This is a genomic window from Kribbella sp. CA-247076 (assembly GCF_050942445.1).
Classification (GTDB): Bacteria; Actinomycetota; Actinomycetes; order Propionibacteriales; family Kribbellaceae; genus Kribbella.
In genome coordinates this window covers 291,863-317,848 of sequence record NZ_CP192051.1, presented here as the reverse complement: position 1 = coordinate 317,848, position 25,986 = coordinate 291,863, and the positions used below count along the sequence as shown (strand labels likewise).

27 protein-coding genes are annotated in these 25,986 nt (G+C 69.5%); 13 read left to right on the top strand and 14 right to left on the bottom strand.

Going from position 1 to position 25,986, the window contains the following annotated elements; genetic code table 11:
* Positions 1–106 precede the first annotated feature (106 nt).
* The 7 genes from uraD (ACQPYZ_RS01570) to ACQPYZ_RS01540 all read left to right on the top strand — a co-directional run bounded on the left by uraD (ACQPYZ_RS01570) (position 107) and on the right by ACQPYZ_RS01540 (position 9,451).
* Positions 107–2,032: a 2-oxo-4-hydroxy-4-carboxy-5-ureidoimidazoline decarboxylase gene (uraD, locus tag ACQPYZ_RS01570; protein WP_433164469.1), complete on the top strand. Its 1,926-nt coding sequence runs from the start codon at positions 107–109 to the stop codon at positions 2,030–2,032.
* Positions 2,029–3,471, top strand: a complete 1,443-nt coding sequence (locus ACQPYZ_RS01565; protein ID WP_433164467.1) for a xanthine dehydrogenase small subunit — start codon at positions 2,029–2,031, stop codon at positions 3,469–3,471. The genes uraD (ACQPYZ_RS01570) and ACQPYZ_RS01565 overlap by 4 nt, the downstream gene beginning before the upstream one ends.
* Positions 3,468–5,825, top strand: a complete 2,358-nt coding sequence (gene xdhB, locus ACQPYZ_RS01560; protein WP_433164466.1) for a xanthine dehydrogenase molybdopterin binding subunit — start codon at positions 3,468–3,470, stop codon at positions 5,823–5,825. The genes ACQPYZ_RS01565 and xdhB overlap by 4 nt, the downstream gene beginning before the upstream one ends.
* Entirely contained in the window at positions 5,822–6,685 is an 864-nt protein-coding gene (gene xdhC / locus ACQPYZ_RS01555; RefSeq protein ID WP_433164464.1) for a xanthine dehydrogenase accessory protein XdhC, read from the top strand. The genes xdhB and xdhC overlap by 4 nt, the downstream gene beginning before the upstream one ends.
* Positions 6,682–7,962, top strand: a complete 1,281-nt coding sequence (guaD, locus tag ACQPYZ_RS01550; protein WP_433164462.1) for a guanine deaminase — start codon at positions 6,682–6,684, stop codon at positions 7,960–7,962. Before xdhC ends, guaD begins: the two co-directional genes overlap by 4 nt.
* A 376-nt stretch (positions 7,963–8,338) precedes the next feature.
* Positions 8,339–8,992 carry a DUF433 domain-containing protein gene (locus tag ACQPYZ_RS01545; RefSeq protein ID WP_433164460.1) on the top strand — a complete coding sequence of 218 codons (654 nt, stop codon included), beginning with the start codon at positions 8,339–8,341 and terminating at the stop codon, positions 8,990–8,992.
* A 12-nt stretch (positions 8,993–9,004) separates the two neighbouring features.
* Entirely contained in the window at positions 9,005–9,451 is a 447-nt protein-coding gene (locus ACQPYZ_RS01540; RefSeq protein ID WP_433164459.1) for a hypothetical protein, read from the top strand.
* Between the two features lie 234 nt (positions 9,452–9,685).
* Here the strand turns inward: ACQPYZ_RS01540 and ACQPYZ_RS01535 are convergent, their stop codons facing one another.
* From ACQPYZ_RS01535 to ACQPYZ_RS01505, 7 genes are all read right to left on the bottom strand, one after another.
* The gene (locus ACQPYZ_RS01535) at positions 9,686–10,372 is read right to left on the bottom strand and encodes a peptidoglycan-binding domain-containing protein (protein ID WP_433164457.1); all 687 of its coding nucleotides are present in this window, start codon (positions 10,370–10,372) and stop codon (positions 9,686–9,688) included.
* Positions 10,373–10,479: 107 nt separating this feature from the next.
* Positions 10,480–11,838 carry an 8-oxoguanine deaminase gene (locus ACQPYZ_RS01530; RefSeq protein ID WP_433164455.1) on the bottom strand — a complete coding sequence of 453 codons (1,359 nt, stop codon included), beginning with the start codon at positions 11,836–11,838 and terminating at the stop codon, positions 10,480–10,482.
* An 87-nt stretch (positions 11,839–11,925) separates the two neighbouring features.
* Complete coding sequence (gene pucL, locus ACQPYZ_RS01525) at positions 11,926–12,831, bottom strand: factor-independent urate hydroxylase (RefSeq protein WP_433164454.1); 906 nt, start codon at positions 12,829–12,831, stop codon at positions 11,926–11,928.
* A gap of 3 nt (positions 12,832–12,834) precedes the next feature.
* Entirely contained in the window at positions 12,835–13,164 is a 330-nt protein-coding gene (gene uraH, locus ACQPYZ_RS01520) for a hydroxyisourate hydrolase (protein WP_433164452.1), read from the bottom strand.
* Complete coding sequence (gene uraD / locus ACQPYZ_RS01515; protein ID WP_433164451.1) at positions 13,161–13,652, bottom strand: 2-oxo-4-hydroxy-4-carboxy-5-ureidoimidazoline decarboxylase; 492 nt, start codon at positions 13,650–13,652, stop codon at positions 13,161–13,163. The genes uraH and uraD (ACQPYZ_RS01515) overlap by 4 nt, the downstream gene beginning before the upstream one ends.
* 89 nt (positions 13,653–13,741) lie before the next feature.
* Positions 13,742–14,209 (bottom strand): helix-turn-helix domain-containing protein, encoded by a 468-nt coding sequence (locus ACQPYZ_RS01510; protein ID WP_433164450.1) that lies wholly within the window; start codon positions 14,207–14,209, stop codon positions 13,742–13,744.
* A gap of 23 nt (positions 14,210–14,232) precedes the next feature.
* Entirely contained in the window at positions 14,233–15,777 is a 1,545-nt protein-coding gene (locus tag ACQPYZ_RS01505; protein WP_433164448.1) for a DUF6986 family protein, read from the bottom strand.
* 122 nt (positions 15,778–15,899) lie between these two features.
* Here ACQPYZ_RS01505 and ACQPYZ_RS01500 point away from each other — a divergent pair, with 122 nt between their 5' ends.
* Complete coding sequence (locus ACQPYZ_RS01500; RefSeq protein ID WP_433164447.1) at positions 15,900–16,664, top strand: IclR family transcriptional regulator; 765 nt, start codon at positions 15,900–15,902, stop codon at positions 16,662–16,664.
* A gap of 57 nt (positions 16,665–16,721) precedes the next feature.
* Here the strand turns inward: ACQPYZ_RS01500 and fgd are convergent, their stop codons facing one another.
* Complete coding sequence (fgd, locus tag ACQPYZ_RS01495) at positions 16,722–17,771, bottom strand: glucose-6-phosphate dehydrogenase (coenzyme-F420) (RefSeq protein ID WP_433164445.1); 1,050 nt, start codon at positions 17,769–17,771, stop codon at positions 16,722–16,724.
* 268 nt (positions 17,772–18,039) lie between these two features.
* On the opposite strand from fgd, the gene ACQPYZ_RS01490 reads away from it, so the two are divergent.
* Positions 18,040–19,002, top strand: a complete 963-nt coding sequence (locus tag ACQPYZ_RS01490; RefSeq protein ID WP_433164443.1) for a carbon-nitrogen hydrolase family protein — start codon at positions 18,040–18,042, stop codon at positions 19,000–19,002.
* A gap of 37 nt (positions 19,003–19,039) precedes the next feature.
* Positions 19,040–19,537 carry a methylated-DNA--[protein]-cysteine S-methyltransferase gene (locus tag ACQPYZ_RS01485; protein WP_433164441.1) on the top strand — a complete coding sequence of 166 codons (498 nt, stop codon included), beginning with the start codon at positions 19,040–19,042 and terminating at the stop codon, positions 19,535–19,537.
* Here ACQPYZ_RS01485 and ACQPYZ_RS01480 read toward each other — a convergent pair.
* Both ACQPYZ_RS01480 and ACQPYZ_RS01475 read right to left on the bottom strand, forming a co-directional pair.
* Positions 19,534–20,331, bottom strand: a complete 798-nt coding sequence (locus ACQPYZ_RS01480; protein ID WP_433164439.1) for a DUF72 domain-containing protein — start codon at positions 20,329–20,331, stop codon at positions 19,534–19,536. The genes ACQPYZ_RS01485 and ACQPYZ_RS01480 overlap by 4 nt on opposite strands.
* 33 nt (positions 20,332–20,364) lie before the next feature.
* Complete coding sequence (locus ACQPYZ_RS01475; protein ID WP_433164438.1) at positions 20,365–20,787, bottom strand: hypothetical protein; 423 nt, start codon at positions 20,785–20,787, stop codon at positions 20,365–20,367.
* Positions 20,788–20,876: 89 nt separating this feature from the next.
* Between ACQPYZ_RS01475 and ACQPYZ_RS01470 the strand changes: the two genes are divergently transcribed.
* Genes ACQPYZ_RS01470 through ACQPYZ_RS01460 form a run of 3 tightly spaced genes read left to right on the top strand, consistent with a single transcriptional unit; the run spans position 20,877 to position 23,254 of the window.
* Positions 20,877–22,229 carry a glutamine synthetase gene (locus tag ACQPYZ_RS01470; RefSeq protein ID WP_433164436.1) on the top strand — a complete coding sequence of 451 codons (1,353 nt, stop codon included), beginning with the start codon at positions 20,877–20,879 and terminating at the stop codon, positions 22,227–22,229.
* Between the two features lie 49 nt (positions 22,230–22,278).
* Positions 22,279–22,653, top strand: a complete 375-nt coding sequence (locus tag ACQPYZ_RS01465) for a hypothetical protein (protein WP_433164434.1) — start codon at positions 22,279–22,281, stop codon at positions 22,651–22,653.
* Between the two features lie 37 nt (positions 22,654–22,690).
* Positions 22,691–23,254 carry a dihydrofolate reductase family protein gene (locus ACQPYZ_RS01460; RefSeq protein WP_433164432.1) on the top strand — a complete coding sequence of 188 codons (564 nt, stop codon included), beginning with the start codon at positions 22,691–22,693 and terminating at the stop codon, positions 23,252–23,254.
* 5 nt (positions 23,255–23,259) lie between these two features.
* On the opposite strand, the gene ACQPYZ_RS01455 is transcribed toward ACQPYZ_RS01460, so the two are convergent.
* From ACQPYZ_RS01455 to ACQPYZ_RS01440, 4 genes are all read right to left on the bottom strand, one after another.
* Positions 23,260–23,781, bottom strand: coding sequence for a YciI family protein (locus ACQPYZ_RS01455; RefSeq protein WP_433164431.1), 522 nt, complete (start codon positions 23,779–23,781; stop codon positions 23,260–23,262).
* 10 nt (positions 23,782–23,791) lie between these two features.
* Positions 23,792–24,436: an MBL fold metallo-hydrolase gene (locus ACQPYZ_RS01450; protein ID WP_433164430.1), complete on the bottom strand. Its 645-nt coding sequence runs from the start codon at positions 24,434–24,436 to the stop codon at positions 23,792–23,794.
* An 89-nt stretch (positions 24,437–24,525) separates the two neighbouring features.
* On the bottom strand, positions 24,526–25,485 hold the full coding sequence (locus tag ACQPYZ_RS01445; RefSeq protein WP_433164429.1) for an acetylxylan esterase: 960 nt from the start codon (positions 25,483–25,485) through the stop codon (positions 24,526–24,528).
* 25 nt (positions 25,486–25,510) lie between these two features.
* Entirely contained in the window at positions 25,511–25,969 is a 459-nt protein-coding gene (locus ACQPYZ_RS01440) for a hypothetical protein (RefSeq protein WP_433164427.1), read from the bottom strand.
* Positions 25,970–25,986: the final 17 nt, after the last annotated feature.

Here is a 25,986-nt window from a genome sequence, read left to right as displayed (position 1 = left end):
ATCTTCGGAGGTTCACCGGGTGGGAACGCGGTCGGCGCGCGCGGATGCTGTCGTGCAGATCACTTACGCCGCCGCGCCCCCGAGTCCCATCCGAGGAAGGTGCCCGATGAAGGCAATCCTGCGACCAGGCCGCCGCGCCAGCCGTCACCCCGTCGACGAGGTGCTGCCCCCGGGCAAGCTCGCCGTCTACGGTTTCCAGCACGTCCTGGCGTTCTACGCCGGCGCCGTGATCGTACCGATCCTGCTGGCGAACGCGATCGGGCTCAGCACCGAGCAACTCGTGCACCTGATCAACGCCGACCTCTTCACCTGCGGGATCGCCTCGATCATCCAGTCGGTCGGGTTCTGGAAGGTCGGCGTCCGGCTGCCGCTGCTGCAGGGCGTGACGTTCACGGCGGTGTCGCCGATGATCGCGATCGCCCTTGCCGCGGGCGGCGGGACCGACGGCCTGCTGGTGATCTACGGCGCGGTGATCGTGGCCGGCCTGGTCACGTTCTTCCTGGCGCCGTTCTTCAGCCGGCTGATCCGGTTCTTCCCACCGGTGGTGACCGGCTCGGTGATCACGATCATCGGCCTGGCCCTGCTCCCGGTGGCGGCCGCGGACGCGACCGGCGGCGCCGGCCCGACCTCGGACCCGACCAGCGGCAAGAACCTGGCCTACGCGCTCGGCACGCTCGCGCTGATCGTGCTGATACAGCGGGTCTTCAAGGGGTTCATGGCCACCATCGCCGTCCTGGTCGGCCTGGTCGCCGGCACGCTGGTCGCGTGGGCCTTCGGGGACGCCCACTTCGACGCGGTCGGCGGCTCGGACTGGGTCGGCGTGACCACGCCGTTCCACTTCGGCTGGCCGCAGTTCTCGATCGCGGCGATCATCTCGATGGTCGTGGTCATGCTGATCACCGCGGTGGAGACGACTGGTGACGTCTTCGCGACCGGTGAGATCGTCGAGAAGCGGATCGGCCGCGAGGACGTCGCCCGGGCGCTGCGCGCCGACGGTCTGGCGACCACGATCGGCGGCACCTTCAACTCCTTCCCCTACACGTGCTTCGCCGAGAACGTCGGCCTGGTCCGGCTGACCCGGGTGAAGAGCCGGTGGGTGGTGGCCGCGGCCGGCGCGATCATGATCCTGCTCGGCCTGATCCCGAAGGCCGGCGCGATCGTGGCCGGCATCCCGCACCCGGTGCTCGGCGGTGCCGCGCTGGCGATGTTCGCGACCGTGGCCGTGGTCGGCTTCCAGACGCTGGCGAAGGTCGACTTCCACGACCACCGCAACGTGGTCATCGTGGCCACCAGCGTCGGGCTGGCGATGTACGTGACCGCGCAGCCGCAGGTGTCCCAGGCCGTCCCGGGCTGGGCGGAGATCATCTTCGGCAGCGGCATCACCCTGGGCAGCCTGACCGCGATCCTGCTGAACCTGCTGTTCCACCACCTCGGCAAGGACTTCGGCCCTGCGGTCGCCGGCCAGCCCGGTGACTCGATCCGCCTTGACCAGGTCAACAAGATGAACCGCGAGGAGTTCGTCGAGACCTTCGGCGGGCTGTTCCAGGGTCCGCGCTGGATGGTCGAGCGGGCCTGGGAGATGCGGCCGTTCACCGACACCCACGCACTGCGCCGCTCGTTCCAGGAGGCCCTGTTCTCCGGCTCGCACGACGAGCAGCGCCAGCTGATCGAGTCCTACCCGCAGCTCGGCTCGCAGTTCGTCGCCGACGGCCTGAGCGGCGAGGCGTCGCTGCGGGACCAGTCCGCCCGCGGCCTGACGTTCCTGAACGAGCCGGACCGCGACGAGCTGGCCGCTATTACCGAGGCGTACCGGGACCGGTTCGGCTTCCCGTTGGTGATCTCGGTCCGGGACGCGGACTCCTTCGACCGGATCCTGGAACAGGGCCGGGACCGGCTCGGCAACTGCGAGAACCAGGAGCACGCCGCCGCGCTGCTGGAGATCGCGAAGATCGCCGGGTACCGGTTCGACGACTTCCTTTCCGATGCCAACCCGATCCATAGTGCAAGAACCCGCTGGAGCAGCACCCGATGAGTACGACGACGACGCAGGCACCCTCGATCACGGTCAACGGTGAACCGACCACTATCGGTGACGTGGCCGTCCACACGAGCGTGCTCGACTGGCTGCGCGACCGTGGACTGACGGGCGCCAAGGAAGGCTGTGCCGAGGGCGAGTGCGGGGCGTGCTCCGTGCTCGTCGCCCGGCCCGGCACCGACAGCCCCACCGAGTGGACCGCGGTGAACGCGTGCCTGCTGCCGGTCGCGGCCCTGGACGGTCAGGAGGTCGTCACCTCCGAGGGCCTCGGCTCGCCGGCCGACCTGCACCCCGTCCAGCAGGAGCTCGCCGTCCGCGGTGGATCGCAGTGCGGCTACTGCACCCCGGGCTTCGTCTGCAGCATGGCGGCCGAGTTCTACCGCTCCACCCGGACGACGTCCAACGGGCACTGCGACTACGAGCACGGGCCGAACGGCTTCGACCTGCACGCGCTCAGCGGCAACCTGTGCCGGTGCACGGGCTACCGGCCGATCCGGGACGCGGCGTACGCGCTGGGTGAGCCGGCGCTGGACGACGCACTGGCGGTTCGCCGGTCCGCGCCACCGCCTCCGCCGGCGGCGACCGCGATCGCCGTGGACGGCGCCGAGTTCCTCCGGCCGGCCACGCTGGACGAGGTACTCGACCTGCTGGCCGAGTGCCCGGAGGCGCAGCTCGTTGCCGGGTCGACCGATGTCGGCGTGGAGGTGAACCTGCGCGGTGTCCGCAAGCCGCTGATCGTCGCGATCGACCGGCTGACCGAGCTGCGCGAGTTCTCGTTCGGTCCGGACGAGGTCCGGATCGGGGCCGCGCTGACCTTGAGCGAGGTCGAGCGGCTGCTCGCCGGTCGCATCCCACTGCTGTCGCAACTGTTCCCGCAGTTCGCGTCCCGGCTGATCCGCAACGGCGCCACGATCGGCGGCAACCTGGGCACGGCGTCGCCGATCGGTGACACCCCGCCCGCGCTGCTGGCCCTGGACGCCTCGCTCGTGCTGGCGTCCCACCGCGGCGAGCGGGTCGTGCCGCTCTCGGCGTACTTCACCGGGTACCGCGAGACCCTCAAGGCCGCGGACGAGCTGATCCGGACGATCGTCGTACCGCTGCCGCTGGAGCCGCTCACCGCGTTCCACAAGATCGCCAAGCGGCGCTTCGACGACATCTCCAGCGTCGCGGTCGGGTACGCCGTCGACGTCGAGGACGGCGTCGTACGGCGGGCGCGGATCGGGCTCGGCGGGGTCGCCGCCACCCCGCTGCGCGCCCTGGCCACGGAGCAGGCCCTGATCGGAAAGCCCTGGACCGAGCGGACCGTCCGGGAGGCGGCTGCGGTGATGGCGGCCGAGGGTACGCCGATGGACGACCACCGGGCGAGCTCGTCGTACCGCTCGGCGATGCTCGGCCAGTCGCTGCTCCGGTTCTACGCGGAAGGAGTCACCGCATGAGCTCGTTGTCCGAACGCCCACAGCAGGCCGTCATCGGCCTGCCGCTGCCGCACGAGAGTGCCGCGCTGCACGTCACCGGCCAGGCGCTCTACACCGACGACCTGGTCGTCCGGACGCGCGACGTCCTGCACGCGTGGCCGGTCCAGTCGCCGCACGCGCACGCGCGGATCACGGATCTCCGGGTCAAGCCGGCGTACGACGTCCCCGGCGTGGTCCGGGTGCTGACAGGTGACGACGTACCGGGAGTGAACGACGCCGGCGTGAAGCACGACGAGCCGTTGTTCCCGACCGAGGTGATGTTCCACGGGCACGCGATCTGCTGGGTGCTCGCGGAGTCGCTGGAGGCCGCGCGGCTCGGGGCGGCCGCGATCGAGGTCGACTACGAGCCGCTCGAGTCGCTGGTGACGGTGCGCGAGGCGATCGCGGCCGGCAGCTTCCAGGGCACCGGGCGGCACCTGGCCCGGGGTGATGTCGACACCGCGTTCGACCAGGCGGCGCACGTGTTCTCCGGCGAGTTCGAGTTCGCCGGCCAGGAGCACTTCTACCTGGAGACCCACTCCGCGCTGTCGCTGGTCGACGAGGGCGGTCAGATCTTCGTCCAGAGCAGCACGCAGCACCCGTCCGAGACGCAGGAGATCGTCGCGCACGTTCTCGGCGTACCCAGCCACGAGGTGACCGTGCAGTGTCTGCGGATGGGAGGTGGGTTCGGAGGTAAGGAGATGCAGCCGCACGGGTTCGCGGCGATCGCGGCACTCGGGGCGACGCTGACCGGGCGGCCCGTGCGGTTGCGGCTCAACCGCACGCAGGATCTCACCATGTCCGGCAAGCGCCACGGCTTCCACAGCGAATGGCGGGCCGGCTTCGACGACGACGGTCACCTGGTCGCGCTGGACGCCACCCTGACCTCGGACGGCGGGTGGAGTCTCGACCTGTCCGAGCCGGTGCTCGCCCGCGCGATGTGCCACATCGACAACGGGTACTGGATCCCGAACGTGCGCGTTGACGGCCGGATCGCCAAGACGAACAAGACGTCGCAGACCGCGTTCCGCGGCTTCGGCGGACCGCAGGGCATGATCGTCGTCGAGGACATCCTCGGCCGGTGCGCCCCGCTGCTCGGGTACGACGGCAGCGAACTACGCCGGCGCAATCTCTACCGGGTCGGCGACACCACGCCGTACGGACAGCCTGTCCGGCACGCGGACCGGTTGGAGTCCTGCTGGACGCAGGTGACCGCCAACGGCGACGTCATCCGTCGGCGGGCGGAGATCGAGCAGTTCAACGCCGAGCACCCGCACCGGAAGCGGGCGTTGGCGATGACGCCGGTGAAGTTCGGGATCTCGTTCAACCTGACCGCGTTCAACCAGGCGGGCGCGCTGGTGCACGTCTACAAGGACGGCTCGGTGCTGATCAACCACGGCGGCACCGAGATGGGTCAGGGCCTGCACACGAAGATGCTGCAGGTCGCGGCCACCACCCTCGGCGTCCCGCTGGCGCGCGTCCGGCTGGCGCCGACCCGGACCGACAAGGTGCCGAACACGTCCGCGACCGCCGCGTCCTCCGGGGCCGATCTGAACGGTGCCGCGATCAAGAACGCGTGTGAGCAGATCCGCGAGCGGCTCGCTCAGGTTGCCGGTGGCAAGCTCGGGATCAACGCCCACGACGTCCGCTTCACCGACGGTCAGGTCAGCGGACTGGCGGGCGGCAGTCTGTCGTGGGAGGACGTGGTCCTGAACGCCTACTTCCAGCGCGTCCAACTCTGGGCGGCCGGCTTCTACCGCACCGAAGGCCTGCACTGGGACGCCAACGCGATGCGCGGCGAGCCCTTCAAGTACTTCGCGTACGGCGTCGCCGCCGCCGAGGTCGAGGTGGACGGATTCACCGGTGCCTACACGCTGCGCCGGGTCGACATCGTGCACGACGTCGGCGACAGCCTCAGTCCGCTGATCGACATCGGCCAGATCGAGGGTGGGTTCGTCCAGGGCACCGGCTGGCTGACGCTCGAGGACTTGCGGTGGGACGAGAGCGACGGTCCGCACCGCGGCCGGCTCGCCACGCAGGCCGCGAGCACCTACAAGCTGCCGAGCTTCTCGGAGATGCCGGCGGAGTTCAACGTGCACCTGCTCGAGAAGGCTCACGAGGATGGCGCGGTCTACGGCTCGAAGGCGGTCGGTGAGCCGCCGCTGATGCTGGCGTTCGCGGTCCGTGAAGCGCTGCGGCAGGCCGCGGCGGCGTTCGGGGCGGCCGACGTGAGTGTTGACCTGCCGTCGCCAGCGACCCCCGAGGCCGTCTACTGGGCGCTGGAGCGGGCCCGGTCGTCGGTGCGGTCCGAGCCGCTCGAGACGAGTGGGGTGTGAGGACCGAGATGGAATGGATGAAGGCGGTCGCGCGGCTCCGGGAGCAGCGGTTGCCGGGGGTCCTGGTGACCGTGCTGTCGGTCCGCGGGCACGCGCCGCGGGAGGCCGGCGCCAAGATGGTGGTCGCCGCGGACGGGACCTGGGCGACGGTCGGCGGCGGCAACCTGGAGGCCCTCGCGGTCGAACGGTCGCGTGCGATGATCGCGTCCGGTGCCGTCGAACCCGAGGTCGTCGACGTGGCGTTGTCGGACAAAGCGCCGTACCAGCACGGGGTGCAGTGCTGCGGTGGCGAGGTGAAGTTGCTGCTCGAGCCGTTGCCGGTGGTGCCGTCCGTGGCGATCTTCGGGATCGGGCACGTCGGCCTCGAGCTGGCCCGGATCCTGGCCCGGCACGACCTCGAGTTGCACCTGGTCGATTCGCGACCCGACCAGCTGGTGACCGAGCGGATGGTCGTCCTCGACGACGCGATCGCGAACGTCCACGTCCACCACGTGCCGGTCCTGCCGGAGCTCGTCGTCGGCGAGCTGCCGTCCGGGACGCACGTACTCGTGATGACCCACGACCACGCGGAGGACGCCGCCCTGTGCGACGCCGCGATCCGCCGGGACGACCTGGCCACCATCGGGCTGATCGGGTCCAGCGCCAAGTGGGCGCGGTTCCGCCGGAAGCTCGCCGAGGACGGCAACCCGCCCGAGGCGATCGACCGGATCACCACCCCGATCGGCCTGCCCGGTCTGGCCGGCAAGGAGCCGGCCGCCATCGCCGTCAGCGTCGCTGCCTGGCTTCTCCAACTCTTCATTGCTGAACGCAACCGTGCTGTTGCCGAACGCAACCCTGCTCACCGTGAGGCGAAAGCATGACGATCTACCGAGGCACGTTCCTCGACACCCCGGACAATCCGTTTGCCGGCGGCAGCCTGCGGGTCGACACCGACGCCGCGCTGCTGGTCCGGGACGGCGCGATCGTTGCCCGTGGCACCTTCAGCGACGTCCGCCGGGCGCACCCCGCCGAGGACATCGTCGACCTGTCCGGCGGCCTGGTCCTGCCCGGCTTCGTCGACACCCACGTGCACTTCCCACAGATCCGCGCGGTCGGCGGACTCGGCCTGCCCCTGCTCGAATGGCTGGAGCGGTACGCGCTGCCGGAAGAGGCGCGCATGGCCGACGTCGAGTACGCCGCCGGCGTCGCCACCGAGTTCGTCCGCGGACTCGCCGCGGCCGGGACCACGAGCGCGCTGGTCTTCGGAGCGCATTACGCCGACGCCGTCGACGTACTGTTCTCGGCCGCGTCCGAGGTCGGACTCCGGATCACCAGCGGACTCGTCGTCAGCGACCGGCTGCTGCGCGAGGACCTCCTGACGACACCCGTACGCGCGTACACCGAGTCCCTGGCGCTGGCTCAGCGCTGGCACGGCGTCGGCCGCAACCGGTACGCCGTCACGCCGCGCTTCTCGCTCTCGTGCACCGACGACCTCCTCGCCGCCTGCCACCGGGTGCTCGAAGAGGTCCCGGGCTCACTCTTCACCTCACACGTCAACGAGAACGAGGCGGAGATCGCCACCGTCGCCGACCTCTTCGGCGGCAGCGACTACGTCAGCACGTACGACAAGCACGGCCTGGTCGACCGCCGCAGCATCCTCGCCCACAACGTCCACCCGACCGACGTCGAACTCAAACTCCTCGGCGAGAGCGGCGCCGCCGTCGCCCACTGCCCCACCAGCAACGCGGCCCTCGGCAGCGGCCTGTTCCCACTGACCCGCCACCTGCAGTACGGCGTCCGCGTCGCCCTCGGCTCGGACGTCGGCGCCGGGACCGGCTTCTCCTTGCTGAAGGAAGGCCTGCAGGCGTACTTCTGCCAGCAACTGATCGGCGACCAAGGCTTCTCCCTCAGCGCCGCCCACCTGCTCTACCTGGCCACCGCGGCCGGCGCCGACGCCCTCGGCCTCCCCGAGGTCGGCGACCTCAGCGTCGGCAAACGCTTCGACGCCCAACTACTGCGCCCGGCAGACGGCTCCCCACTCGCGGTAGGCGTCGAACACGCCGACGACGCCGAAGAAGCCCTAGCCCGAATCTTCACCCTCGGCACCCCCGCCGACGTCCACGCAGTCTGGATAGACGGCGAACTCCTCCACCGCTAACCCTCCCGCCGCCCAAGACCCACCGGCCGTGGTCAACCCCCGCAGCCGGCTACGCCCGCTCCTACGTCGCGAGCTCGCCCGGCAGCCCCACCCACCCCTTTCGCGCGGCTCGTCGCCGCTGGGCTTGCGGGCTACCGCCCGCGCATCAACAGCCCCGTCGTCCCGCCCGCAGGTGGTCACCAAGAGCACCCGCGGCCCGGGGCACGCGTGCCGCCATCTCGTGGCCGGTAATCAGCCATTCGCAGGTCGGCGACGCGCTCCGGCAGTAGCGTGCTCGCCGATCAACCCGACGGGGATGCAGGCGCCGCGACTCAGGTGTGCGGAAAGTGTCCGCCAGATACGGCATGATTGCGTGTAGAAACCGAAGGAGACAGAGATGAGCTATCCGACACCACTGGCCGCCGCTTTGAGTGGCGCTTCGGTGCGGCAGCTCAACTATTGGCGCAAGAACACCCCCAGAAAGGGCATACTCTTCGCGCCGGAGCATGGCACCCGGCCCCGGGCGCTGTACTCGTACCGCGACATCGTCGCCCTTCGGATGTTCGTGCGCCTGCGGGGAGACCTGTCGCTTCAAAAGGTGCGCCGGGTGGTCGCGTCACTGGAAGAGATGTATCCCGAGACCCACCTGTCGGCACACAAGGTCAAGGCACTACCCGGCGGAGCCAGTGCTGTGTGGGTCACCCCGGACGGCGAATACGTCGACGTTCTCCAGCACCCGGGCCACGGTGCGCTCAAGGTCGTGATGGACGACCTGTTCAATGCGTTCACCACGGCTGATGGTCGATACGTGCCGAATCTCGGGGAGCCGGCGACCGGCGTCACTGTCGACCCTGAAGTACGCGGTGGGTATCCAGTGATCGAAGGCACTCGGATCCCGTTCCACGTCGTGGCCGGACTGCATGCCGACGGGATGCCCTCCGAGGAGATCGCCGAGCTCTATCCGTCGGTATCTCCGGTCGATGTCGAGGGTGCTGTGGCGTTGGCAGAGCTGGTCGCCAAGACCGCCAAGCGCGACTCAGCGGCTGCGTGAGGTCCGCCAGGCATGAAACTGCTCCTCGATGAGGATGTGCCCGAGCCTTTGCTGCCACTGACCAGCCACTTGCTCCGACGACCAGGACCTGGGCACGTTGTCGAGCACATCGCGTCCCTCGGTTGGAAGGGGAAGAAGGACCGATCCCTCTATCGGGACGCGGCAGAGCGCAAGTTCGATGCGATCCTCACGAATGACATCCGTCAACTGGTCAACCCTGACGAGTGCAAGGCCATCCAGAAGTCCGGCCTTCACTACATCAGCTACGAGCTTGATGACGGGCTCGACGGCCTGGCGTTGGCATCGGCAGCCATCTGCGCCGCGATCCGGCCAGTCATGGCAGAGCTCAGCTCCGTTTCGACTCAGCGAGTAGTCCGCATCCACCGTGTCGCTAGAGCCCGTCGCCGGTACGACATCTCCAACCCTGCCACCGACCCGCCCAGCAAGTACTGGCCGTAAGCAACGACTCCAGGTCACCCCCTCCGTGATCCACCACGCGCGTTGAACCACCGGTTGGTCTCACTCGACCACGCGTGCGGCGTCATCACGGTGCAGTTGATCGCGGGCGGCAGCCCGGGGGGTTAGTGGCGATAGCCGCGCCAGAGGGTGGGTGGGGCTGCCGGTGAGCACGCGACGCAGGAGCGCGCGTAGCGCCTGCGACTGGCAACCCCACTCACCCTCGGCGCGGGTTGGTCAGGCGCAAGCGGGGAGGGTGTTGCGGGAGATGTCGCGGACGCTCCTGGTGTGGCGGGGGTTGCCATAGGTGCCGATCCAGGCCGTGAACTGCGTGCCGTCGTACGCACCGGCGTAGATGTTGAACTGGCGGGTGATCCGGTCGTCCCCGATCTCCTCGCCGTCGATGGGGTAACTGTGGTTGCGCATGTAGTATGCCCAGTCGGCCCACTTGCCCGAGTTGTTCCACACGGAGACGCGGAACGCCTCCGAGGTCTCCTTGCACATGTACATGGTGACTCCGGACACCCAGGCCAACGCCTTGCCGTAGGTCCGCAGCTTCCGCCAGGTCTGGGGCCCGACCTTGCCGTCGACGGTGAGTCCGGCATCGTCCTGGAACGACCGGACGCGGCTCTGCGTCCCCGAGCCGTACACGCCGTCCACACTGAGCGCGCCCAGGTTCTTCTGGAGCAACCTCACGCAGGTGCCCCGACTGCCGTAGCTCAGATAGGTGCTGAAGCAACTCGCAGCGGCCGCGGTCTCGGCGTCGGTTGCTGCCGTCGCGGTGGTCGAAGACGTGACGGTGGGCGCCGGGTGGTCGGGGCTGGTCAGCTCCGCGTGAGCCGCTGCGGCCCCACCCAGTACCAGGCTGCCTGCCAGCGCCATGGCGACGACGACGGTACGACGTCGGCGCAGGATGTTCCTCATCTACTTCCATTTCTGTCGTGGGACGGACCGTACTCGGTGTTCCCGCAGCACGATATGAAGCAAGAGGAACAACCGGCTGCCCGTACTCCACCCGTACCGAAGAAGAATCAGCCGGCCTTGGCGAGGAGATGCCTCTGGACCTTGGCGACCTGAAGAGCCAGCGAGGTTTCGTCGACGGTGAGGACGGTGTCGTGCTCGACGACGGGACGGCCGTTGATCAGGAGCAGCTCCAAGGGGGGCGGTGTGCCCAGGACGAGGGCGGCTACGGGGTCGGGGATGCCGGCGTGGGCGAGGGTGTCGAGGCGCCAGAGGGCGAGGTCGGCGAGTTTGCCGACCTCCAGGGAGCCGATCTCGTGCTCGCGGCCGAGGATGCGGGCGCCGTCGAGGGTTGCCATCTCCAGCGCCGCGCGTACGTCGAGCGCCTCCGGACCACCGCGAGCGCGGGCGAACAACAGCGCGTGCCGCAGCTCCTCGACGAGACTCCCGGCTTCGTTGCTGGCGGCACCGTCCACGCCGAGCCCGACCGGACTCCCGGCAGCGCGGAGGTCGGCGACGCGTGCGATGCCGGCGCCGAGGCGGGCGTTCGAGCTGGGACAGTGAGCGACACCGGTGCCTGAGGCACCCAATCGGGAGATCTCGGCGTCGGAGAAGTGAATGCCGTGGGCGAACCACACGTCGGACCCGGTCCAGCCAAGGTCGGCGACGTACTCCAGGGGTGTCGAGCCGAAGTGTTCGCGGCAGTAGTCGGACTCGTCCGTGGTCTCGGCGAGGTGGGTGTGCATCCGGACGCCCTTGCGACGCGCGAGTACGGCGGCGTCGCGCATGAGCTCACCCGTGACGCTGAACGGTGAGCAAGGCGCGACCACGATCTGGAGCATCGAGCCCGGGCTGGGGTCGTGCCAGCGGTTGATCGCGTGCTCGGTCGCGGCCAGGATCTCGTCGCGGTCCTCGACCACTGAGTCCGGCGGCAGCCCACCGTCCTTCTGGCCGAGGTCCATCGAGCCGCGCGCCGGGTGGAACCTCATGCCGACCTGGTCGGCGGCCAGGATCTCGGCCTCGAGCAGGTCCTTGCCGTCGCGCGGGAAGAGGTAGTGGTGGTCCGACGCGGTGGTGCACCCGGTGCGAGCGAGTTGGGCCAGCGCGGCCTGCGCGGCCACGTGCACGGCCTCGTCTTCGATGCCCGCCCACACCGGGTACAGCGTGGTCAACCACCCGAACAGCGGCGAGTCTGCGGCGAGCCCGCGGGTCACCCACTGGTACAGGTGCTGGTGCGTGTTCACGAACCCCGGCGTCACCAGGCACCCGCGTCCGTCGATCACCCGCGCCCCGTCGTACGCCGACGCGGGCCCGGTGCCGACGGCGACGATGCGGTTGCCCTCGACAACTACGTGTCCGGTGAACTCCCGGCGGGTGCGGTCGAGCATGACCACGGCGGCCCCGTCGATGACGATCGGCGTTGTGTCCATGCGCCCAGTCAACAAAGGCGACCGAGGCGATGTCACCGGCAGCGAGTACAACGTCGGCCGACCGGGCGGCCTGCGCGTTGGAGCTTCCTACACGAACCCTGGTACGGCGTGCCACGCGGAGCCGGCGTCGGACGCGTCGTCGCGGACGACGATGGCCTCGATCAGGCCGTACGGGCGATCGGCGGCGATGAACACCTCGTTCGGGTTCTCCAGGCCGAACGGGCTCAGGTCGACCAGGAAGTGGTGCTTGTTCGGTGCCGAGAACCTGATCTCCGCGACCTCCGGATGCCGCTCGAGCACCGCCTCACCCATCCCGTACAGGGTCTGCTGCAGCGCGAGACTGTGGATCTTCGCGAACTGCTCCAGCAGCAGCGCCTTGATCTCGTCGTACGACTTGTCCCAGTCCACGTCGACGTGGTCGTAGCGCCACCGGGCGACCAGCGACGTCGCGAGGATGCGGTCGTTCGTCTCCGGCAGGGTCGTGTACTTGTCCTTCAGGAAGCCGTGGAACTCCGAGCCGGTCGACTTCAGCACGATTAGGTCCTTGATGCCGCTGACGACGTACGACTTGCGCTCGTCACCCCGGCCCTCGACGTTGACGACGGTCGTCCGTACGCCGCTGCCCGCGCGGACGAACGAGTGGTCGTGGCCGGCGCCGTCGACCGGGATCCGCTCCCAGGAGTACTCCTCGACCTCGACACGGGCGCCCTCGGCTGCCGGGGCGGAGGCGATGAAGTGGCCGCCGAGAGTGAGCGCGAAGTCCTCGATCGCGCCGACGCCCTTCTCCTTCGCGAACGCGAACGCGGTGTTCTTCTGGGTGTCGGTCGGCAGGACGTCGGCCTGGTCGCCGGTCGTGTGCGCGGCCTCGAAGTTCCCGCGCAGCGCGGAGGACACGTTCAGGTCGCGGATCTGGTGCCGCGGCGAGTCCCGGTAGATGCGGACGACCCGGCTCTCGGCCTTGCCGTACTGGTTGGCGCCCAGGTGGATGGCCATGGGTCAGCTCCCTCGGTAGGTGGAATAGGCGAACGGACTGAGCAGCAGCGGGACGTGGTGGTGCCGCTCGTCGGAGATCGTGAAGGTCACGGTGACCTCGGGGAAGAACATGTTCTGGCCGGACGCGTCCGCGTACGCCGCGACGTCGAACCACAACTGGTACGTGCCGGACTCGAGCCCCGGCTGGAAGTCGGTGATCCGCCCGTCGGCGTCCGTCGTCCCTTCACCGAGTACGGCGACCTCGCCGGCAGCGATCCGGGACAGCCGAACCGGCACCCCCTGAGCGGGCCGACCCAACCCGGTGTCGAGCACGTGCGTGCTGATCGAACTCATGCGACCACCTTTGCCAGACGGAGAAGTGCGATCTTCCGAAGTTCCTCGTGGACGACGGCCGCCTCGGCGGTCTCGTCGTTCGTCAGCCGCTCGCGCAGGCTGGTCAACATCTGGATTGCCGACAATCCGGTCGCACAGATCAGGAACACGCGGCCGAACCGCTCCTCGTACTCCCGGTTGCCGGCCGCCAGCGCCGCGCGGACGTCGGGATCGTCGCCGACCCCGGACTGCTCGTTCCGCGACCAGGCCGCCTCGGTACTCGCACCGGCCGCCCGGTCGCCGATCCGCGGGTGAGCGGCGAGCGCCCGGTCGACGTCAGCGGCGTCGAGCTCGCGCAGTCCCTTGTCCGCGGTCGCGGTCAGGGCCGCGGCGTCGCCGTACGGGCGGGCGGCCAGCAGGCCGTCGACCCAGCGGGGTACGTCGCAGCAGGCGGCCAGTAGCGGGCGCAGCCGGTCCTCCGGAGCGGAGTTGAACTCCTGCAGATCCACGGATCACACCTTCTCGAATCACGAAATCAAATTTCCGTATGACGAGAGTGGCACGACACCTGAGCGGCGTCAACAGTTTGTTGAATTTCTCAGTCGCGCGCCCTGTTCAGGTAGTTGTAGACGGTGAAGCGGGTGACGCCGAGGGCCTCCGCCACGATCTCCGCCGACTTGCGGTACTCGAACGCGCCCTTGGCCTCGAGCAGCAGGACGGCCCGCTGCTTCTCACCCCGGGACAACCCACTCAACGACCCACCGAGCTCGGCCGCAACCTCCGCCAGCAGGCCGTTCAGCCCGCCGGCCTCACGCGACACCCGCTCGACGCCGTCTGCGCGCACCTGCACCGTCACCTGGCTGGCGCCGTTGGCGAAGGCCGCCCGGAGTACGCCGGTCAACGCCGGCAGCAACACGTCCTCCTCGCCGTGGACCGACGTACCCAGCGGCCCGAAGTCCGTCTCCAGGCCGGCCCGTTGAGCAGCCTCGAACGCCTCGGTCGCATGCGCCGGCGGCTGCCCGTCGACATCGAAGGGCTCGGTGGTGAACTCGGCTACCAGTCGCATGTCGCGAGGCTAGCCGGGTGTGGTCAGGACCGCACGGGTCTCCGCGCGAGCTTCGCCAGCCCGGCGGTGTCCACGCCGATCAACTCGTCGACCTCCGCGGCGTCGACCGCACCGCACTCCAGGCCGCGCAATACGTAGCCCGCCAGCGCGGCCGCCGTCGCGGGCTCGTCCAGGTAGCCGGAGTCGCCGCCGCCGACGTACGCCCGCAGTCGGGCGCCGGCCGTCTCCAGGCCCTCGCGGTAGAAGAGGTACGTCGCCGCGTAGCGCGTCGGCAGCTGGGCCGGGTGCATGTCCCAACCCTGATAGATGCCGCGGGCAAGTGATCGCCGGACGAGGTCGAAGTGCAGCTTCCACGCGGCGTGCACGGCCGCGCGATCACCGACCGGGAGGACGTTCGTGGAGCCGTCGGAAACGAACACGCCGGTGCCCGCCGCGGCCAGCTGCATGACGTCCTTGGCGTGATCCGCGACCGGGTGATCCATGCTCTGGTACGCCGCCGCGACGCCGAGCGAGCCCGAGTAGTCGTACGTCCCGTAGTGCAGACCGGTGACGCGGCGCCCGCCGGCCTTGAGCATCCGGGCGATCAGCGCGGTGCCGTCGGAGCCAAGGATCGCCTGCGGGGTCTCGACCTGGATCTCGAACTTCAGTGATCCGTCAGGGAGATTGTGTGCTCGTTCGATTGTCGACAATACGATCAGCATCGCCTCGACCTGCTCGACCGATGTCACCTTGGGCAACGTGATCACGAAGCCGTCGGTCAGTGCGCCGACCAGTTCGCTGGCACGGCCGCCGGACGGTTCGCCGGCACGGCCGCCGGACAGTTCGCCGGCACGCGCGCCGGAGAGCTCGCCGACCAGTTCGCTGACGAAGAGGTCGAGGGTGCGCAGGCCGCGGCGGCGGGTCGGCGCTTCCAGGGACTTGATCCGGAGGCCGTGGTACGGCGTCGCCGTACCGTCGCCGATCGTCTTCGCCAACGCCCGGGCGGCGTCGACCGCGGCGGCGTCCTCCTGGTCGTCGGGCCGCGTGCCGTACCCGTCCTCGAAGTCGATCCGCAGATCCTCGATCGGCTCCCGCTCCAGCTTGGCAACCACCCGTCGGTCCAGCTCGGCACCCACCTCGGCCGACAGCCCGAGCACGCCGGACAGCCCAGGCGCGCCCCCCGTCTCACCGGCCGCGCCCGCACTCTCACCACCCCCGCCCGCGGCCGCGCCCGCGCCCTCACCGGCCCCGCCCGCGCTCTCACCGGCCGCACCCGCGCTCTCACCGGCCCCGCCCGCCGTCCCACCGCCCCCGCCCGCGCTCTCACCGGCCCCGCCGGCGCTCTGACCAGCCCAGCCCGCGCTCTCACCGGCCGCGCCCTGGGCGAGTGCGGCTTTCGCCTGATCGGCCCATTCGCGGACCGTGCCTGCAGTGAAGCGGTCGGCGGGGATGTAGACGGTGTGCACGGGCTGGCGGACGCCGCGATCGCCCGGGTACTGCGCGGCGAGGTCGGCGTCGGCCGCAGCGAGCCGGCGATCCAGCTCGTCGGCGAGATGGGCGAGATTGGCGGGATCGTCCACGGGAGTCATCAGAGCACACCTCATCAGCTTGACGGCAGTTTCCGTATCGCGGATACTAATATCTACTCTGCGGAAGCCGCAATATCCGGTATCTGTCGTTAAACTTCCATGATCCGGAAAGGGAGGCCGCGGTGGTGGAGAAGAGCGAAGGCAAGGGCCGCTCCGGCAGCGTGCAGTCGATCGAGCGCGCGTTCGGGCTGCTCGAGACTATGGCCGACGCCGGCGGGATGATGGGGCTGTCCCAGCTCGCCACCGCCTCGGGCCTGCCGCTGCCCACGATCCACCGGTTGGTCCGGACCCTTGTCGATCTCGGCTACCTCCGGCAGGAGCCGTCCCGGCAGTACGTGCTCGGCCCGCGGCTGATCCGGCTCGGCGAGAGCTCCTCGCACATGCTGAGCGTCTGGGCCCGGCCGCACCTGACCCGCCTGGTCGACGAGCTCGGTGAGTCGGCGAACATGGCGATGCTCGACGGCGACCAGATCGTCTATCTCGCGCAGGTGCAGTCGCGGCACTCGATGCGGATGTTCACCGAGGTGGGTCGCCGGGTGCTGCCGCACTGCACCGCCGTCGGCAAGGCGATCCTCGCGCAGTTGCCCGAGTCCGAAGTACGCGAGCTGCTGCACCGGACCGGGATGCCGAAGCACACCGAGAACACCATCACCGATCCGGATGCGTTCGCGGCTCAGCTGCGCAGCGCCGAGGAGCACGGGTACGCGACCGACGAAGGTGAGCAGGAGCTCGGGGTCCGATGTGTCGCCGTCGCCGTACCCGACGCGCCGTCCCGGCTCGCGCTGTCGATCTCGGGCCCGGCCGGCCGCATGACGGAACAGCTCCTCGAACGCGCCGTCCCGCTCCTCACCCAAGCCGGCAAAGCCTTCTCGGAGGACCTCCGCTAGCACCCGGAGCCGGGGCCTTGAACAGGAACCGGGGACGTGACACAGGAAATACCGTGTTCACACCCCCGGCAGCCTGCGTGAGCCCCCGGCAGGGCGGGTTGGGTTAGGTGAGTTGCGGAGTAGGGGGAGGACGTCTTCGGTGAATTGGGTGAGGAAGCGTTCCTGGTCGTTGCCTGGGCCGTGGACGACGAAGTGGTTGAAGCCGGCGTCCTGGTAGGGCTTGAGTTGCTTGACGACCTCTTCGGGGTCGGACGCGACGATCCAGCGTTGCGCGACCTGCTCGATCGGCAGCTCATCCGCGAGCCGCTCCATCTCGGTCGCACTCGTCACGGAGTGTTTCTGCTCCGGCGTCAGCGACAGCGGCGCCCAGAACCGGGTGTTCTCCAGGGCCTGCGCAGGGTCACGGTCGTATGAGACCTTGACCTCGAGCATCCGGTCGACATCCTCGAACTTCTTGCCCGCCTTCTCCGCACCCTCGCGAACGGCCGGCATCAGCTTCTCGGTGTAGAGGTCCATGCCCTTGCCGGACGTCGCGATGAACCCGTCGCCCGCGCGGCCGGCGTACTTCGCCACGAGCGGTCCGCCGGCGGCGACGTACACCTTCAACGGTGTCTCCGGCCGGTCGTAGATGAACGCGTCGACGGTCTTGTAGTACGGGCCGTCGGAGCTCACGCCCTCCTTGGTCCACAGGTCACGGATCAGCTGCACCGACTCGCGCAGCCGGGCGAACCGCTCCTTGAACTCGGGCCACTCCATCCCGGACACGGCGATCTCGTTCAGCGCCTCGCCGGTGCCGACACCGAGCATCACCCGGCCCGGGTACAGCACGCCGAAGGTGGCGAACGCCTGCGCGATCACCGCCGGGTTGTACCGGAACGTCGGCGTCAGCACCGACGTCCCCAGCAGCACCCGCTCGGTCCGCTCACCGACCGCGGCCAGCCAGGCCAGCGCGAACGGCGCGTGGCCGCCTTCGTGCCGCCACGGCAGGAAGTGGTCCGAAACGGTCACGCTGTCGAGCCCGAGCTCCTCGGCCCGGACGGAGTACTCCACCAGCTCCCGCGGCCCGAACTGCTCCGCCGACGCCTTGTACCCAACTCGAATGCTCACCCTCTGCTCCCAACCTCGTCGACCCGTCCTCCAAGACAACCGCATCGGTGCGCGTCGTATGCCGCCGGGGTACGGCGTGGACGTTTGACGACCGCGTTCCCGCTGAGGAAGCATAGGAGTCCGGCGCGACCCGCGCCTCACCTTCGTCGATCGGCCCCAGCCCGGTCACACGAGAAGGCAAAGGGACTCCTGGTCTCGGGTCACTCGTCCTGGTCTGTCGCCTCGGCGGGGTCGCTGGGGGATCGCGTGCGAGTGCGTGGAAGGCCAGATGACAGCGCACAGGAACTTCAAGCGACGGGTCCGGGCCCGCGCCGCCAAGACGGGCGAGTCCTACACGGCTGCCCTCCGGCACTTCCGTCCGACTCCGTCAGGAGACCCCGACATGCCGGAAGACCCCAACCACACCCTGCGCATCGCCGTCGCCCAGTCGACGGTCCACCAAGACCCGACCGACCCGACGCTGCTGCGTGACAGCGGCGCCGAGGTCCGGGACCTCATGAGACAGGCCGCTGACGCGGGCGCGCGCCTGGTGCACTTCACCGAGGGCGCGATCTGCTTCCCCAGCAAGCGGGTGATGTCCGAGCTCGGCCCGGACGAGATCGGCCCCTCCGACTGGAGCAAGGCCGACTGGGCACTCCTGCACGACGAGCTCGACCGGATCGCCGCACTGTCCCGTGATCTCGGGATCTGGACGGTGATCCCCTCGGTGCACCAACTGCCCGACGGAACCCGCCCGCACAACAGCATGTACGTCGTCTCCGACCAGGGAAAGGTGGTCGCCCGGTACGACGAGCGCATGCTGTCGACCACCAAGATCACCTGGATGTACACCCCGGGCACGGAGCCTGTGACCTTCGAGGTCGACGGTTACCGGTTCGGCCTCGCGCTCGGGCTGGACGTTCTCTTCCCGGAGCTGTTCACCGAGTACGACCGGCTCGAGGTGGACGGCGTACTGGTGTCGTACTCGACCACGGGATCGTCGGGGAACGAGGTGGCGCCGACACACGCCCGCGGCCACGCGTCGATGAACACGTACTGGGTCAGCTTCGCCGTGCCGGCCAACCCCACGGCGGGCGCGGAGTCGTGGTTGATCGACCCGCGCGCCAACGTGGTGGCCGAGGGTCCGGCGGACGGTACGCCGGGGATCGCGGTGACCGACCTGATCCGTGACGACGTGACCGGCATCGGCCGGGAGTTCCGGCGGCGGACGCGGGAACGCGTCGGTTCCTGAGGCCTCACAGGTCCGGGTGCTGACGCGTTCCATCCGTATGAACAGGCACGCGATCGTCAGCACCCGGATCGGCGACCTCACGCTGGTCGCCTCGGACAACGCTCTGGCCGGCGTCTACTTCCCGCACCACTGGGTGAAGCCGGCCCCGGAGACCGTCGGCGAGCAGATCGACGCCGAGACGGCCGGTGGAGTGTTGGCCGAGGCGGCCCGTCAGCTCGACGAGTACCTCGCCGGTCGGCGGACGTCGTTCGACCTGCCGACCGTCCTGCGCGGGGATGCGTTCCAGCGCCGGGTGTGGTCCGCGCTCGACGAGATCCCGTACGGCGCGACGACGACGTACGGCGAGATCGCGGCCCGACTCGGGGACACCGCGCAGGCGGTCGGGAAGGCGGTCGGCCAGAACCCGCTGTGCATCGTCGTCCCGTGTCACCGGGTGGTCGGGAAGAACGGCTCGCTCACCGGGTACGCGGGTGGTCTGAAGCGTAAGCAGTTCCTGCTGGACCTGGAGGAACCGGTCACCGCCCGCCTCTTCTAGGACGTGATCTTCAGCCGGCGGGCGAGACCTTCCGCGTCGAAGGGAGCGCGCACCTTCACGTCGTTGTCGAAATAGACGAAGGTGTCGCGCTTCCACGACCTGATCTTGCGCGCCCAGTGGTCGAGCGCCCTGTCGTCGTACCCGCTGACGTAGAGCTCCTCGGCACCGTGCAGGCGGACGTAGGCGAAGTCGGCGGTGACGTCGCCGAACATCGGCCACTTGCCGGCCGTGTCCGCGCAGACGACCGCGATGCCGAGCTCACGCATCAGGTCGAGGAACTCCTGGTTCTCGAAGCTGCTGTGCCGTACTTCGACCGCGTGCCGGAGCGGGAGGTCGACCGTGCACTCCAGCAGGGCCCGGCCTTCCATCCGCTCGTCGTGGCCCTTGGCAACTTCCGCGGCCTCGGCGGTGGTCCGGGGCAACGAGCCGAAGAAGGCCGACAACCGGTCGGCGTCGTACCCGAGGGTCGGCGGTAGCTGCCACAGCACCGGGCCGAACTTGTTGCGCAGCGCAAGTACGCCGGACGCGAAGAAGTTGGCCAGCGGCGCGTCCACGTCGGCCAGCTTCTTCATGTGGGTCACGAACCGCGGGCCCTTGACCGCGAACACGAAGCCGTCCGGCGTCTCGTCATACCAGCGCTGGTAGGACGTCGGGCGCTGGAGCGAGTAGAAGGATCCGTTCAGCTCGATCGAGTTCAGCCGGCGGGACGCGTACTCGAGCTCGGCCCGCTGCGGCAGGCCCTCCGGGTAGTACACCTTCCGCCAGGGCGCATACCGCCACCCCGAGATCCCCACCCGGTACGAACTCTTCGGCCAGCGCTCCACGGTCTAGCCGGTGCCCTCGCTCATGCCCTGCCGCGCGACCTTCCTGGTCAGGCTGGCGTAGAGCACCATCGCGGTCAGCCCGCTGACGACGATCCCGAGACCGGCCAGCCAGTGAATGTGCCAGAACGCCGCGACCACCCCGGTCATCGCACCGAGCAGGCCGAGCCCCTTGGCGAAGCCGGCGGCCCGCGAGTACAGCGTCGTGCCGTGGAGCTCCTCGAGCTGATTGAGCATCGACAGGACGGCGAGCAGCGGAATCGCGATCGCGAACGCGACGACGCAGACGGTCGCCGACGGGTCGAGGTCGGACTCGGTGACGAACGGCTGCACCAGAACGGTGCCGATGCCGATCAGGCCCAAATACAGCAGGTTGTTCTGCTTCTGCCACAGCGTCCGCTGAGCCGGGTCCATCCTCGTGTCACTCACGCCCTGATTATGGTCGAAGGTCCGGTGTGCGCACCGGCCCGTGCCTGATCGTGCGGCTCCTGCGGAGCTGACGTGGTACCAAGGTGGGCGTGGCAATTACTGACAGTCTTCAGCCGGCGGATCGGGTCAACGCGTTGCTCGACGGTGGGCTGCGGATGCTTGTCACGTCGATTGTCGACAATGCGGGCATCACCCGGGCCAAGTCGGTGCCGGCCGAGCGGCTGCGGACCGCGGCGCGTGACGGGATCGGCCTGTCGCCGGTCTTCGCGATCATGTGCGCCGACGACGGGATCACGTCCTCGCCCGCGGTGAACGGCGCGGTCGGCGACAACCGATTGATCCCGGATCTGTCCGCCGCGGCGCCGCTCGGTCCGGACCGGACCGTCTACTGGGCACCGGCCGACCAGCTGTCCCAGGACCACGAGCCGATCGCGATCTGCCAGCGGGCCGCGCTCCGCCGCCAGGAAGAACGCGCGGTCGCGGCCGGTCTCGACGTGAAGCTGGGATTCGAGCTCGAGTTCACCGTCTTCCGTGGCGATCACGGCGATCCCCGAGTGGCCACGCTCGGCCCGGCGTACGGCGTACTCGCGACGCTGACGCTGGAGGACTTCGCGGTCGAGTTGCTCGAAGCGCTCGACGCGGCGGGAGTCCCGGCGGAGCAACTGCACCCGGAGTACGCACAAGGTCAGGTGGAGGTGTCGCTGCCGCCGGCGTCACCGGTGAAGGCGGCGGACCAGTCGCAGCTCGCCCGACTCGTCGTCCATCGGGTGGCGCGGAAGCACGACCTCCTGGTGTCGTTCGCGCCGATCACGGTCGCCGGGTACGTCGGCAACGGGGCGCACATCCACTTCTCGGCCGCGCTCAACGGACTGCCTTTCGGCGATGGCGGCGGTCCGTCGGAGCACGGTCGGCACCTGATCGCGGGTGTCCTGGCCGAGCTGGACGGGCTGACCGGCGTACTCGCGCCGAGTGTGGTCAGCGCCGACCGGCGCGTCCCGGGGAACTGGGCCGGTGCGTACGCGTGCTGGGGTCCGGAGAACCGCGAGGCCGCGCTGCGCTACGTGCCCGGCAGCATCACCAGCCGACCGGAGTCGGCCAACTGCGAGATCAAGATCGGCGATCCGTCCGGGAACGCGTACCTGTCGGCCGCGGCCGTGCTCGCGAGTGCGCTGGCAGGGCTCGAGCGCCGGGCCGATTTGCCGGCGGGGTTGGACCGCGACCCGGCGACGTACTCGGAATCCGAGCTGGCCGCGATGGGCGTACGGCGGCTGCCGCTCACGCTGGCGGACGCCCTCGGCGCACTGGAGGAGTCGACGGTGATTCGGGAGGCGCTCGGCGAGGCGATCGTCGACCCGTTCCTCGCCGTACGTCGTCATGACGCGCAATCGCTCGGGGGGCTGTCGCTGGAGGAGCGGGTCCGCGCGTTGCGGTGGCGCTACTGAGCCGCCGTTCGGGCTGAAGTGGACACCGGGATCACTTACGGTGATCCACATGGCGTTAGCTGCGAAGGGGAGCAAGAGCGAGAAGTTCCTGACCGTCGTCGTCGGGGGCGGGGCAGCCTTCGGACTGATCGTGATCACGTCCCGGTCCTGGAAGGCCTGTCAGGTCGACGTCGCCGGCAGCGTCCCCAACGGCCTCACCCTGCTCTTCCTCGGCCTGCCGCTCGCGCTGATCGTCAACCTCGTCCTCTTCAACCTCGTCTTCCGGTACGCCGGGAAGACCTTCCTCTTCTCGTTGGTCGCCGCCGCCATCGCGATCGCCATCGCCGACCTCGCCCTGTACTCCTGGCAGGGCACCCCCGCCGCCTCCCCCGGGATCTGCCCCGGCAACGTCCCGCCGTGGTGGCCGGAGTGGATCCCCACCTGAAAGCGATCTGAAAGGTGACTGCTGTTGGGTGGACGCCATGAGTGGGCCGACGCGGTTGTACATGTCGATGTCGTTGGACGGCTTCATCGCCGGGCCGGACGATGAGCCGGGTCAGGAACTGGGCCGGGGTGGCGGGCGGTTGTTCAACTGGCTCGACGATCGGCGGGGGCCCGGGGTGAACGGCCAGATCTACGGTGAGGCGCTCGCCACCGGGGCGGTGATCGCGGGGCGCCGGACGTTCGAGCTCGCCGGGCGGTGGAACGGCGACCACCACGACGGCGTGCCGATCCACATCCTCACGCACCACGTCGACGCGGACGACGTACCGCCCGGGTCGGCGACGTTCTACACCGACGTCGAGACCTGTGTCGCCGACGCGCGGGCCGCGACCGGCGACCGCGCGATCCTCGTGCACGGCGCCGGAGCGGCCCAATCCCTGCTCGCAGCCGGCCAACTGGACGAACTGGAGATCCACCTGGTCCCGGTCCTGCTCGGTGCCGGCCGCCGCCTCTTCGACTCACACCCCGCCGAGCTGGAGCTGGTCCGCATTCTCGAAGGCCGAGATGCCACCCACCTCCGCTACAAGGTCCTCCCCGGCTGACCCGGTCAGCGGCGACCGCCGAACTCCCAGGGATGGGCCTCGGCGATCGGCAGGACCGATGCGGCGGCCGCGAGGCTCGGAGCCTCCACCAGGGCGGCCTGGCCGACCCGGGCTCGGTTGTCCGTGGTGAAGAGATCGCCGTACAGGACGAAGTGCTCGGTCGGGGTGACCGGTCCGACGTCTGTGGTCATCACCAGGTAGCGGTGGTAGTCGGCGACCGCGTTGGCGAAGTCCCACATGGTGCGGCCGGTGTGGTTGTGGAAGCGGTAGATGTCCACGGACTCGAAGGCGCCGGCCCGGTAGTACGGCTCCTCGTAGGCGAAGCGGCGTACGGCGTCCTCGTCGGGGAGATCGACGATGTGGAGGCTGCCGGTCGTCTCGGCGTCGTCGGAGTGCGAGGTCAGCGTCGGACCGCGGGCGATGAGCTGGTCGGCGTACCCGTCCATGAAGGACCAGTGCTCCTCGTTCAGCTTCACCTTGACGTCGAACCCGCCCTGCCGGTCCCGGCCCCACACGAAAAACTGCATGGTTCGCACTCTAGAACGTGAATGTGGCGGCGAGGTCGGCGTGGGTGGTGGGTCCGCCGAAGGCCGAGGCGGCCTGCTCCGTGGCGGATTCCGGGGTCAGCAGTGGGCCGACGTGCGTGACCACGAGGTGGTGCGCGCCGGTACGGCGGGCCAAGGCGCCGGCCTCGGCCGGGGTGTGGTGGAAGGCGTTGGGCTCAGGGTCGTTGGCCTCGCACAGCAGTACGTCGGCGCCGACGGCGACCTCGTCCAGCGCAGCGCACGGCGTGCAGTCGCCGGAGTAGGCCAGGACGCGCTCACCGACCGACACCCGCAGCGCGTACGCCTCGGGACCGCCGTGGTCGACGGATCGACTCAGCAAGGTCAGCTCGTCCAGGTGTACGACGTGACCGTCGGACAGCGGGCGGACGTCCAGGAACCCTTCCTCGAAGCCCGGACCGAAGAAGCCGGTGAGTCGATCGGTCAGCCCGGCCGGCGCGAACACGGGCAACGGCGCGGCCCGAGCAGGCAGTTCGCCGTACGCCAAGGCGTAGTACGCGTTCAGCAGATCGCCGACGTGGTCGAGATGCAGGTGCGAGATCCACACCGCGTCCAGCGACGACAACGAGACATGGCGCAGCAGCTCGGCCAGCGAACCCGGGCCCGCATCGACCCACACCGACGCCTCCCCCGACCGCACGAGGTACCCGGAGCACGGCCGGTCCGGTTGTGGGTACGGCGCCGCGTTGCCTAGGACCGTGAGCGTGGTCAGAGTTTCGCGCCGATCAACTGATAGATCTCGTCCGCGGCGCCCGGCAGGTCGTCGTGACCGAAGTCCGGGTACACCCGGGCCGACTTCGACGACGTGATCTTGTTGTACGCGGCGTACTGCGTGGACGGCGGGCAGACCTGGTCCTCGAGGCCGACGAACAGCGTCACCTCGGCCCGGATCCGGGCGGCCAGGTGCTGGACGTCGATGTAGCCGAGGGTCGTGAACACCTCGTCCTGCCGCAGGTGCCGCGGGTCGCGCTTCTTGAACCAGGTGACGATCTCGTCGTACGGCGCCCGGTCGAGGTTGAGCTCCCAGGCCCGTTGGTAGTCGGTGAGGAACGGGTACACGCTGGCCGTGTAGCTGACCGTCGGCGTCAGCGCGGCCGCGACGAGCGACAGCCCACCGCCCTGGCTCCAGCCCGTGGTCGCGATCCGCGCGGCGTCCACCTCGGGCAGCCCGCCGATGATGTCCGTCAGCCGCCGGGCGTCGAGGAAGACGTGCCGGTACAGCAGTCCGTCCGGGCCGTCGTCGAGACCGTGGACGAGGTGGTTGTGCAGGGAGAAGCTGTTCGGCGCCTGCGACTCGGTCCGGAAGCCGACCTGTTCGCGGACGTCCAGCGCGGCCACGGTGAACCCGCGGGCGGCGTACGGCAGCAGGTCGACCCACTTCGGCTGCTCGCCGCCGTACCCGTGGAAGATCAGCACGGCCGGACCCGTCGGCTCGGCGGGACGCACGACCTTGGCGTGCACGCGGTACCCGCCGGTGCCGGTGAAGTACAGGTGCTGCGCGGTCGCCGTGGTCAGCGGGAAGTCGGTCGCGTCCACGAACTCGGTCTCGGGGTCCACCGCGTCCAGCTCGAGCAGCGCCTTGTCCCAGTACTGGTCGAAGTCGGCCGGCCGCGGGTTCGTGCCCTGGTAGCCGGCGAGTTCCTCGGACGACATGTCGAACGAAAGCACGCTGTCTCCAAACAATCGGGGTGACTTATTCTGCGCGATTCTCGCCCTCGGGCGCAGTGCCGTCCCAGATCGTGTAGCCGTGGGCAGTGTTCAGCCGGTCCCGCAGCGCGGTCTCCAGCTCCGGGAGCTGCCCGGGTGCGAGCCAGGCGAGCGGGACCAGGACCGAGTGGTCCTTCTGCCTGGTCCGCAGCACGATCGCCTCGCCGTGGGTCGTCTCCACCCGGCCGACCTCGGTGACGTCGGTCCAGGGCGTGCGTACGCCGCGCACCTCGATCTCGTCGTCCCGCAGCTTCAGGACGACGGGCGGCCGGGCGAGCACGTACAGCCCGCCCAGCACGACCAGCCCACCGAGGACGAGGAACACGGCGACCACCGCGGCCGGCAGCGCGATCGCCCACACGATCGCGGCCACCCCGAGGAGGATCAGCCCGGCGGCCGGGATTCCGAGGAACCGCCCGGCTCGCATCCGGTACGTCGTACGCATCCGGCAAGTTTCTCATC